The organism is Rossellomorea sp. GAMAL-10_SWC, from assembly GCF_049568075.1.
In the GTDB taxonomy this organism is placed as follows: Bacteria; Bacillota; Bacilli; order Bacillales; family Bacillaceae_G; genus Gottfriedia.
The window spans coordinates 4,084,949-4,096,608 of sequence record NZ_CP144911.1; the positions used below are offsets into that span (position 1 = coordinate 4,084,949).

An 11,660-nucleotide genomic window follows, 5' to 3' on the forward strand; every position below is an offset into this window, starting at 1 on the left:
ACTAGATAATGTCATTATCAAACTTGTTAGTTAAGTCCTCGACCGATTAGTATCAGTCAGCTCCACGTGTCACCACGCTTCCACCTCTGACCTATCAACCTGATCGTCTCTCAGGGGTCTTACTAGCTTAACGCTATGGGAAATCTCATCTTGAGGGGGGCTTCATGCTTAGATGCTTTCAGCACTTATCCCTTCCACACATAGCTACCCAGCCATGCTCTTGGCAGAACAACTGGTACACCAGCGGTGTGTCCATCCCGGTCCTCTCGTACTAAGGACAGCTCCTCTCAAATTTCCTGCGCCCACGACGGATAGGGACCGAACTGTCTCACGACGTTCTGAACCCAGCTCGCGTACCGCTTTAATGGGCGAACAGCCCAACCCTTGGGACCGACTACAGCCCCAGGATGCGATGAGCCGACATCGAGGTGCCAAACCTCCCCGTCGATGTGGACTCTTGGGGGAGATAAGCCTGTTATCCCCGGGGTAGCTTTTATCCGTTGAGCGATGGCCCTTCCATGCGGAACCACCGGATCACTAAGCCCGACTTTCGTCCCTGCTCGACTTGTAGGTCTCGCAGTCAAGCTCCCTTATGCCTTTACACTCTTCGAATGATTTCCAACCATTCTGAGGGAACCTTTGGGCGCCTCCGTTACTCTTTAGGAGGCGACCGCCCCAGTCAAACTGCCCACCTGACACTGTCTCCGAGCCGGATCACGGCTCTAGGTTAGAATTTCAATACAGCCAGGGTAGTATCCCACCGACGCCTCCACCGAAGCTAGCGCTCCGGCTTCTCAGGCTCCTACCTATCCTGTACAAGCTGTACCAAAATTCAATATCAAGCTGCAGTAAAGCTCCACGGGGTCTTTCCGTCCTGTCGCGGGTAACCTGCATCTTCACAGGTACTATAATTTCACCGAGTCTATGGTTGAGACAGTGCCCAAATCGTTACGCCTTTCGTGCGGGTCGGAACTTACCCGACAAGGAATTTCGCTACCTTAGGACCGTTATAGTTACGGCCGCCGTTTACTGGGGCTTCAATTCAGAGCTTCTCCCGTAAGGGATAACCCCTCCTCTTAACCTTCCAGCACCGGGCAGGCGTCAGCCCCTATACTTCGCCTTGCGGCTTCGCAGAGACCTGTGTTTTTGCTAAACAGTCGCTTGGGCCTTTTCACTGCGGCTCTCCCGGGCATACACCCAAAAGAGCACCCCTTCTCCCGAAGTTACGGGGTCATTTTGCCGAGTTCCTTAACCATAGTTCTCTCGCTCACCTTAGGATTCTCTCCTCGCCTACCTGTGTCGGTTTGCGGTACAGGCACCTATTTCCTCGCTAGAAGCTTTTCTTGGCAGCGTAGAATCAGGAACTTCGGTACTATATTTCCCTCGCCATCACAACTCAGCCTTATGATGTGCGGATTTGCCTACACATCAGCCTAATTGCTTGGACGCGCATATCCAGCAGCGCGCTTACCCTATCTTTCTGCGTCCCTCCATTGCTCAAACGGAAATGAGGTGGTACAGGAATATCAACCTGTTGTCCATCGCCTACGCCTGTCGGCCTCGGCTTAGGTCCTGACTAACCCTGGGAGGACGAGCCTTCCCCAGGAAACCTTAGGCATACGGTGGACGGGATTCTCACCCGTCTTTCGCTACTCATACCGGCATTCTCACTTCTAAGCGCTCCACCAGTCCTTACGATCTAGCTTCAACGCCCTTAGAACGCTCCCCTACCACTGATACCATACGGTATCAATCCGCAGCTTCGGTGATACGTTTAGCCCCGTTACATTTTCGGCGCAGAGTCACTCGACCAGTGAGCTATTACGCACTCTTTAAATGGTGGCTGCTTCTAAGCCAACATCCTGGTTGTCTAAGCAACTCCACATCCTTTTCCACTTAACGTATACTTTGGGACCTTAGCTGGCGGTCTGGGCTGTTTCCCTCTTGACCACGGATCTTATCACTCGTAGTCTGACTCCTATGGATAAGTCATTGGCATTCGGAGTTTGACTGAATTCGGTAACCCGTTGGGGGCCCCTAGTCCAATCAGTGCTCTACCTCCAAGACTCTAACACATAAGGCTAGCCCTAAAGCTATTTCGGGGAGAACCAGCTATCTCCGAGTTCGATTGGAATTTCTCCGCTACCCACACCTCATCCCCGCACTTTTCAACGTGCGTGGGTTCGGACCTCCATTCAGTGTTACCTGAACTTCATCCTGGACATGGGTAGATCACTCGGTTTCGGGTCTACGACCACGTACTATATCGCCCTATTCAGACTCGCTTTCGCTGCGGCTCCGTCTCTTCAACTTAACCTTGCACGGGATCGTAACTCGCCGGTTCATTCTACAAAAGGCACGCCATCACTCGTTAACGAGCTCTGACTATTTGTAAGCACACGGTTTCAGGTTCTCTTTCACTCCCCTTCCGGGGTGCTTTTCACCTTTCCCTCACGGTACTGGTTCACTATCGGTCACTAGGTAGTATTTAGCCTTGGGAGATGGTCCTCCCAGATTCCGACGGAATTTCACGTGTTCCGCCGTACTCAGGATCCACTCAAGAGGGAACGAGGTTTCAACTACAGGGTTTTTACCTTCTTTGACGGACCTTTCCAGGTCGCTTCATTTACCCCGTTCCTTTGTAACTCCGTATAGAGTGTCCTACAACCCCAAGAGGCAAGCCTCTTGGTTTGGGCTATCTTCCGTTTCGCTCGCCGCTACTCAGGAAATCGCTATTGCTTTCTATTCCTCCAGGTACTTAGATGTTTCAGTTCCCTGGGTCTGTCCTCAGTACCCTATGTATTCAGGTAAAGATACTACTCCATTACGAGTAGTGGGTTTCCCCATTCGGAAATCTCCGGATCAAAGCTTACTTACAGCTCCCCGAAGCATATCGGTGTTAGTCCCGTCCTTCATCGACTCCTAGTGCCAAGGCATCCACCGTGCGCCCTTTCTAACTTAACTAATTTTAAAACTAATTGAATTAAACTTACGCAGTTTAATGAATGACATTATCTAGTTTTCAAGGTACAAAGTTGAGAGTGAACTCTCAAAACTAAACAAAACAATGAAGAAACATTTTCATACATGAACCATCGGTTCATGATGTCTCCATAGAAAGGAGGTGATCCAGCCGCACCTTCCGATACGGCTACCTTGTTACGACTTCACCCCAATCATCTGTCCCACCTTAGGCGGCTGGCCCCTAAAAGGTTACCCCACCGACTTCGGGTGTTACAAACTCTCGTGGTGTGACGGGCGGTGTGTACAAGGCCCGGGAACGTATTCACCGCGGCATGCTGATCCGCGATTACTAGTGATTCCGGCTTCATGTAGGCGAGTTGCAGCCTACAATCCGAACTGAGAATAGTTTTATGGGATTAGCTCCACCTCGCGGTCTTGCAACCCTTTGTACTATCCATTGTAGCACGTGTGTAGCCCAGGTCATAAGGGGCATGATGATTTGACGTCATCCCCACCTTCCTCCGGTTTGTCACCGGCAGTCACCTTAGAGTGCCCAACTAAATGCTGGCAACTAAGATCAAGGGTTGCGCTCGTTGCGGGACTTAACCCAACATCTCACGACACGAGCTGACGACAACCATGCACCACCTGTCACTCTGTCCCCGAAGGGAAAGCCCTATCTCTAGGGTTGTCAGAGGATGTCAAGACCTGGTAAGGTTCTTCGCGTTGCTTCGAATTAAACCACATGCTCCACCACTTGTGCGGGCCCCCGTCAATTCCTTTGAGTTTCAGTCTTGCGACCGTACTCCCCAGGCGGAGTGCTTAATGCGTTAACTTCAGCACTAAAGGGCGGAAACCCTCTAACACTTAGCACTCATCGTTTACAGCGTGGACTACCAGGGTATCTAATCCTGTTTGCTCCCCACGCTTTCGCGCCTCAGCGTCAGTTACAGACCAGAAAGTCGCCTTCGCCACTGGTGTTCCTCCAAATCTCTACGCATTTCACCGCTACACTTGGAATTCCACTTTCCTCTTCTGCACTCAAGTTTCCCAGTTTCCAATGACCCTCCCCGGTTGAGCCGGGGGCTTTCACATCAGACTTAAGAAACCGCCTGCGCGCGCTTTACGCCCAATAATTCCGGACAACGCTTGCCACCTACGTATTACCGCGGCTGCTGGCACGTAGTTAGCCGTGGCTTTCTGGTTAGGTACCGTCAAGGTGCCAGCTTATTCAACTAGCACTTATTCTTCCCTAACAACAGAGCTTTACGACCCGAAGGCCTTCATCGCTCACGCGGCGTTGCTCCGTCAGACTTTCGTCCATTGCGGAAGATTCCCTACTGCTGCCTCCCGTAGGAGTCTGGGCCGTGTCTCAGTCCCAGTGTGGCCGATCACCCTCTCAGGTCGGCTACGCATCGTCGCCTTGGTGAGCCGTTACCTCACCAACTAGCTAATGCGCCGCGGGCCCATCTGTAAGTGATAGCCGAGGCCATCTTTCAATAAAGGAACAGGAGTTCCTTTATGTCATCCGGTATTAGCTCCGGTTTCCCGAAGTTATCCCAGTCTTACAGGTAGGTTGCCCACGTGTTACTCACCCGTCCGCCGCTAACTAACGGGAGCAAGCTCCCATTAGTCCGCTCGACTTGCATGTATTAGGCACGCCGCCAGCGTTCGTCCTGAGCCAGGATCAAACTCTCCATAAAAGTTAAGTTTAAATCTTGTATTGCTCAAAAAACTAATAATTGACGTTTACTTCATGTTTTGTTTAGTTTTCAAAGTTCACCTTGTCGCTCAGAGGCGACTTTAATATAATAACATTTTGTTGAACAACTTGTCAACAACTTATTTTATATTTTTCGTTGTTCGAACTTATTTTGTCGTGACAACATAAACAAATATAACATCTCGTCCAAATCATTGCAAGCATTTCTTTACAAAAAGTTAACAAAAATAAATTTACGTAAATTTCAAACAAATTAATTAGTTAATTGTACAACTAGGTAAAAGTACAAGCACAAACTATCCCTCTTCCATAGATTAGTACAAGAAAAGGAGGAATTGTTATGCAATGTAATGAAGCCCATCAATTATGTAATAATTTTAGAGGGCAGGTTGTACGTATTTTCGATAAAGAAGGAAACGAGCACGTTGGACGTATTACTAGAGTAACTGAAGATCGAGTTTTTATTGAACCAGTAAATCAAAATCGTCAGAACTCTAATAGATCATCAAATCGCAATAGAAGTAATATGAACAGAAACCATTCTAATAGAGATTTCTCAGAAAGAAATTTTTCAAATAGAAGTAACCGTAATGAAAATCGTTTTGATAATATGTTCGGTAATCGCTTTGACAATAGATTCGATGACCGAGTTGATGATCGATTCGATAGAAGATTTGACAGAAGGTTTGATAGAAGATTTGATAGAAGAGACGAAAGAAGAGACGATAGAGATTTTGACAGAGATGGATTTAGATGCGGATTCTTCGGCTGTGGGTTCGGTATTTCAATTGCACTTGGTTTTGTTGCAGGAGTCGCATTAGCTGCATTATTCTTTTTTTAATAGCTCAATATAATCTTATATTCAATTACTGTGGGTTTGTCTCTTTGGTCAATTGCTGACTTTTGAGACCCCCTTTTATTTTATGGGTGAAAAGGTTATGAAACATCCTCAATATACTTTTAATTACTAATACAAAAATAATTTCCTCTCATTAGTTAAAGGATAAAAGCATTATGAAAAAAATCATTCAAGTCATTATAATTATATTCATACTTTTCTTATGTACATATGCCTTTATATTTTCCAAAACATTTTTAATCATAAATAAAGTAGAGATTAATAAGCATTTTCCAATCTATCCTCATGGTGACCGTTAATTAATAAGAGTATACTTAAATAAGTACATTATTAATAATGAAGGTGAGGATTTTATGCAAATAGAATCATTAATAAATGATTTATCAAACATGAATTTAATTAACAAAAAAGAAATTAAATACACTCAACTAACAGGTGGAACATCAAGCAGTATATATCTCCTAAGTAATATAAAAAACGATAGTAAATATATAGTTAAATTAAATGATCCTCGTGTACTAGAATCAGAAGCATATTTTCTTAATTTCTATAATAAAGTAGATATAGGCCAATTTACTATTTGCTGAAAAAACATTTAAATACATAGTTTATCCATTCATTCCAGGTAGCGCAAACTATGATAAAAAAGACAAAAATGAATTACTTATATTACTTGTTAAACAGTTAATAAATAATTATGAATCCTACCCTAATGCTCCAGGTTGGGGATGGGCAGATGAATTATCGAATTCATGGTCAGATTTTCTTATGAGTAGAATGACAGAGTCTTTTAAAATTTTAGATTCGTATTTAGAAAAGCCAGATCATACACTTATCTTTTCTATTATAAACAATTCAGATCTAATCACTTTTCAAGGAGAACCTTTTTTATTACACGGTGACTGTGGTATACATAATTTTATCTTTAATAATGGCATGTTAAGCGGCATTATTGATCCTACTCCAGTGTTTGGAGATCCACTTTATGATTTAATATATGCGTTTTGTTCTTCACCAGACAATCTAACAAAAGAGACAATTTCTACTGCAGTTAATCATTTGAAATTTTTACAAAATAATGATTCTCACATAATATATAAAAACGTATTGGTTGGATTATATTTTAGGTTAGCAACATGTATAAGACATCACCCAAATGATTTGGACGAATACTTAGTAGCCTGGAATTATTGGACTAGCTTGGTTAAATCCACGTGAAATTTAAAACTATTAACAGTCTGATACTTTGGATTTAATCCAAATCCGGTAAGCTGGAGTTAATTCGAACAAAAAAGATAAGCTATTATGCCTATCTTTTTCTACATAGAAATACTCTGTATCCTAACACATCTTTATAGCGCACTAGTATTTCTTGAAATCTATGAAGTAATTCAATTCCCTCTGGTGGCAACTTTTGAAATGGTAGTGAATCAGTTGAGTTTGTTGATGTATTCATTACTGTATTTCCTTTAAGGATTTTATAATCTCTAAAGCCCCCTTTGATTAATGCTTGTTCCCACTCTCTTACCGTTTTTACTTTTGAAATGCCATAAACATCCTTTATTTCGCTTTCTTCTTTTAGTGTTAGTGGTCTCTCTGATGTCATTTCTATAGCAAGAAAATATCCACCTTTTTTTAACACTCTTACATATTCTTGTATTGATTTATCTACATTTGTGAAGCTTGTTACTGATTCCGAAATAATAATATCAAATGAATTATCTTTAAAAGGCAGGTTTTCTGCACTTGCTTGATGCAGAGTAACTGGAATTTTCTTTTTGTTAAATCGTTTTCGTGCATTTGCCAACATCCGACTGTTTATATCGATTGTTGTAATTGGGCATTTATAAGTTTCATATAAATAGCTAGCAGTTTTACCCGAACCGCATCCAACCTCTAAAACTTGGCTATCTGAATTCAGCGGAAGAAATCTTAATGTTTTTTTTGTTAAATCAAACCCACCTGGATGTGCATCTTCAATATTTAACGTGGCAATTAAATCTATATAAGAAAATTTCCTCATATTAAGACCCCAATCATGTAGTTTGGTATAGTCTATTCATATAAGCTTAAATTTGTTTTGTATTCTTGAAAACATTGAATTTTTTCTTAAATTCAAAAACATCAGCTTTTGGGCTGATGTTTTTGTTTGTATAAAAAGTGCAATAATTTGCTGATCGAAAATAGCCGTAATATCACTTCCCGTTACTTCTCATTCCTTTTTGAATCTTTCGTAGTGCCTTTTTCGAACCTCGATCAATATCGTGCTGTAATTTCCTTGTCGCATAATCAAAAAATAATGTATCTAAGTCATATCCTTCTGGATAAAGTTCAGCTGCCTTTACTTCTAAAGTTACTCGTTTTTCATTCACTTCCAAAAATTCGCCATTGTAAAAAACAATGAGATTGTAGAAATTATCGATTTCTTTATAGACAATTCCAAAGTTATCATAGTCTAATAATTTTACTCGATCACCTTTTCGATAGTTAACCTTTTCTTCAGATCTCAATTTGACAATCTTTGGTCTCCTTATTGCACTTTCATTTACTTTTTCTAATTGATATTCTTTATTTTCCATATATCCCTTCGCTCTTAGAAGTACATTTTCGCGAATATTCATTTTCTTAGAAATCCATAGAGCATTACTTTCTCCTGATTTCCCAATAATTAACTTATACATTGGTTCTAGTGTTTCGCTATTAAATCGCATTGCTGCATTCATAAAGTCACTATGCATTTCTGAAAAACGTTTAATTTCACCATAATGGGTAGTTGCAACTGTAATACATCCCATGAGGTAAAATTCTTCTAATATAGAAATTGCTAGTGCAGATCCTTCATTCGGTTCCGTACCACTTCCGATTTCATCGAATAGTAAAAGTGTATTATTATTAGAAACACTCATAATATCGGAAAGGTTTTTCATATGTGATGAGAATGTGCTTAGTGCATTCTCTAAACTTTGATTGTCACCAATATCAACAAAAATCTTTTCAAATACAGCAATTTCAGTCCCCGTGTCTCCAATAATATGGAAACCTGACATTGTTGCTAAAGTTAGTAAACCAATTGTTTTCAGAACGACTGTCTTCCCACCCGCATTAGGTCCAGTAATGATTAAACTACGATAACTCTCTCCTATCTCAAAATTAAGAGGAACAACATTACCTGTTAATAGTGGATGTTTGCAATTAACTAACTTTATATATCCAAAGTCATTTAATTTCGGCTCAACTCCACCAATATGTTTGCTAAATTTAGCTTTAGCAAACACCATATCATATTGACTAATTAACTCCATATTTATATTTATTTCATAAATGTTTTCTAAAATCATTCCTGAAAGAGTAGCTAAAATTTGATATTCTTCCATTGCCTCTTCAGCCTTCAGGCTTGCTAACTCACTGTTTAATTTAGTTACTGTATTCGGTTCAATAAAGACTGTTGCCCCTTTAGAAGAAACTTCAATAATCGATCCAGGAACTTGCTTCTTAAAGGAAGCTTTAATTGGTATTGTATATCGGTCATCTTTCTTACTTATAAAAAAGTCTTGAATATACATTTTATTAGCACTACTACTTAAAAACTTATTTAAACGATCTTTAATTTTCTCTTCAACTGATTCAATATTATTTCGTATTCGTTTAAGGTCCTTACTTGCCGCAGAATCAACGCTGTTTCCTTTAATTGAGAAGTTAATCTCATCTTCAATAGTTATAAATTCACTCATTGAGTTTGCGTATGAAGCGAGAATTGGAGCAAAAAATAGGTTATCTTGCATAAACTTTTTAATTCTTCTACATCCTCTTAAAAAGTCCGAAACACTGATTAAGTCACTCGGATCTAGTATCATGCCCTTTTCAAGATCTTGAATAAGATTTTCAATGTTAGAAACACCTAAAAATGGCACATGTCCTTCTACATCTAATATTGCCCGAGCTTCAGTTGTCTCATTTAATCTATTTTTAACTACTTTTATATTGCTACTAGGTTCTAATTGATTTATCAGTTTTTTACCTAATCCACTTACACAATAAGTTTTTACAATTTCTTTTAACTCGTTATATTGTAATTTTTCAAATGTTATATTATTCAACTTTTATTCTCCTCTTTCATATGATTTTATCGATCATAAATGGAGATACCTACCCGTTAGATTCCAATGAGATTATTATAGAATTAAGATTTACCCGAAAAAATATAAAAAAAGCTGCGGAGATACCGCAGCTTTAATCACATTACAAGGCAATTATAATTGAAATATAGTTAAATAAGCTATTACAGAATAGCCAAACTAAATTCATTACACGCATTATAAAGTATTGTAGGTATCTTCATAGGTTTGAAATAAATACATGACAAAATTAAGGGTACGAATTCTACAAATTCCCCTTTTTTTCATCCTATTTATTTCATTTAATTTTTTCCTATTTAGAACCTACCGCACTCACAAAATGCACCTCATTTATTATTATGTTCATTGAAAACTAACTTATTGAAATCATCATACTATGTGTAAATTGAAAAGTAAAGATGCTCTATTTACTATATGTGATTTATATAAATTTTCTACAACTTTTTCCCCTTCAGGTAAATACTCTTTTTTAAGTTTTAGATTCACTGTAAGTCAATTGAAAAAAGTAATAAATGACCATTCCAAATTTGTAGCAAATAGAAATTTAGTTTAATAAGAATTAATCATCGTATAAAAACACATCATTTAATTGAATATTAAATATAAAAACTGGAGATTTAAAATGAAAAATACAATAGCTCATCTCACTTTCAGTTTATTGTTCTTATTTAACTCAGTTACTACAGTACACGGAGAAATTGCAAATCATTTATTTAGGACAAAGTCTGTTAGTTTTAAAGGAGCCGATAATAACTGGGAAATTTTACACGAAATGACTTTGGTCGGAACTGATATCTTATATCAAACAACTTTAAAATATAAAGGAAAATATGATAAAGATTTAATTAAGTCAAACTCACACTATTTGATTAGCTATAATCACGGAACGATCGGAGGGGAGACATTTTTATTAAATCAATCTGGTGAATTTCATGGTAAGAAAAGAGAGTGCGGTGGATGTGAGTTTATTGATAAGGAAAAGGAGATAAATTATGAAATTTACTGGAAAGATACTATAAGTACCATTATTTTAAAAAAATTGGATAAACCAAGTACTTAACCTCTAAAAGTACTAAAGCATGTGATCGTTACAGAAAACGAACTGTTATAAGCAATTCGTTTTTTGTATTTGTTTTAGTTATTCAACAAGAATTAATAAATCAATGAGCTAAATACTAAGTATAATGCATAAATAAAATAACTCGGTATTGAACTGATTTTTATTTAGAATAGTTCTTCTTTTATTTAAATATTTTTAAATTAGGGAAGGAGTGTAGATCTTAATGACTGAAGTCCAAAAGAAAAAGTAGGTTGATAAAGGCATTATTCTATTATTAGCTTTAGTATTCATTATTTTAGCTACAAACGTCCCAAAAATACAAAATTTATATGAGTCAACTTTACTAGGAACTTACCACAGCAAAAAACTTCCATTTGCAACAATAGTATTTGATGAAGAGGACCATCATTCATTTTATTATTATAATCAATCTGAGACAGATAAAGGAACTTATACACAGAAAACAGATACGACGTATGTCATTAACAGTTCTAAGTTTCATAACTTGAAAATCATTTATGATAAAAAAGGAAGCACTTTTAAAATAAAAATTGATAAGGAAACCTATGTTTTTAAACAAACCGATACAATTCCTACGATTATTGATAATTCTGAATAACTAGATTTAGGTTCTTCAGTACTTGGTAATCAAATTTTGTACAAAGAATTTAAAAGAACAAAAATTGACAGTCCTTTATGTTTGTTAAATATCAACAATAAACCGATTCAAAATAAAAAAAGCACCAGCTAATTAGCTGATACTTTGGCAAACCAGGCGACGTTCTACTCTCACAGGGGGAAACCCCCAACTACCATCGACGCAAAAGAGCTTAACTGCCGTGTTCGGTATGGGAACGGGTGTGACCTCTTTGCCATAATCACCTGATTTGTATTGAGTTGTACTTCGTACCCTCAAAA

General features: G+C 38.7%; 6 protein-coding genes and 3 rRNA genes. 4 read left to right on the forward strand and 5 right to left on the reverse strand.

Annotation, left to right across the window (positions count from 1 at the left end; translation table 11 throughout):
* Positions 1-26: 26 nt before the first annotated feature.
* Together V5E38_RS19735 and V5E38_RS19740 are read right to left on the reverse strand one after the other, a co-directional pair.
* Positions 27-2,964, reverse strand: a 23S ribosomal RNA gene (locus V5E38_RS19735).
* Between the two features lie 153 nt (positions 2,965-3,117).
* Positions 3,118-4,667, reverse strand: a 16S ribosomal RNA gene (locus tag V5E38_RS19740).
* The 16S and 23S rRNA genes sit together here, the layout of an rRNA operon.
* A 360-nt stretch (positions 4,668-5,027) precedes the next feature.
* Here V5E38_RS19740 and V5E38_RS19745 point away from each other — a divergent pair.
* From V5E38_RS19745 to V5E38_RS19755, 3 genes are all read left to right on the forward strand, one after another.
* A complete protein-coding gene (locus tag V5E38_RS19745; protein ID WP_097977965.1) occupies positions 5,028-5,528 on the forward strand; it encodes a hypothetical protein in 501 nt (166 codons plus the stop codon).
* Positions 5,529-5,899: 371 nt separating this feature from the next.
* Positions 5,900-6,133 (forward strand): hypothetical protein, encoded by a 234-nt coding sequence (locus V5E38_RS19750; RefSeq protein ID WP_499211250.1) that lies wholly within the window; start codon positions 5,900-5,902, stop codon positions 6,131-6,133.
* 181 nt (positions 6,134-6,314) lie between these two features.
* The gene (locus V5E38_RS19755; RefSeq protein WP_499211251.1) at positions 6,315-6,764 is read left to right on the forward strand and encodes a protein kinase family protein; all 450 of its coding nucleotides are present in this window, start codon (positions 6,315-6,317) and stop codon (positions 6,762-6,764) included.
* A gap of 91 nt (positions 6,765-6,855) precedes the next feature.
* On the opposite strand, the gene V5E38_RS19760 is transcribed toward V5E38_RS19755, so the two are convergent.
* Positions 6,856-7,569, reverse strand: coding sequence for a class I SAM-dependent methyltransferase (locus V5E38_RS19760; RefSeq protein ID WP_499211252.1), 714 nt, complete (start codon positions 7,567-7,569; stop codon positions 6,856-6,858).
* A 172-nt stretch (positions 7,570-7,741) separates the two neighbouring features.
* A complete protein-coding gene (locus tag V5E38_RS19765; RefSeq protein ID WP_499211253.1) occupies positions 7,742-9,643 on the reverse strand; it encodes an endonuclease MutS2 in 1,902 nt (633 codons plus the stop codon).
* Positions 9,644-10,304: 661 nt separating this feature from the next.
* On the opposite strand from V5E38_RS19765, the gene V5E38_RS19770 reads away from it, so the two are divergent.
* Positions 10,305-10,742, forward strand: a complete 438-nt coding sequence (locus V5E38_RS19770; RefSeq protein ID WP_499211254.1) for a hypothetical protein — start codon at positions 10,305-10,307, stop codon at positions 10,740-10,742.
* Between the two features lie 770 nt (positions 10,743-11,512).
* Here the strand turns inward: V5E38_RS19770 and rrf are convergent.
* Positions 11,513-11,628, reverse strand: a 5S ribosomal RNA gene (gene rrf / locus V5E38_RS19775).
* Positions 11,629-11,660 lie beyond the last annotated feature (32 nt).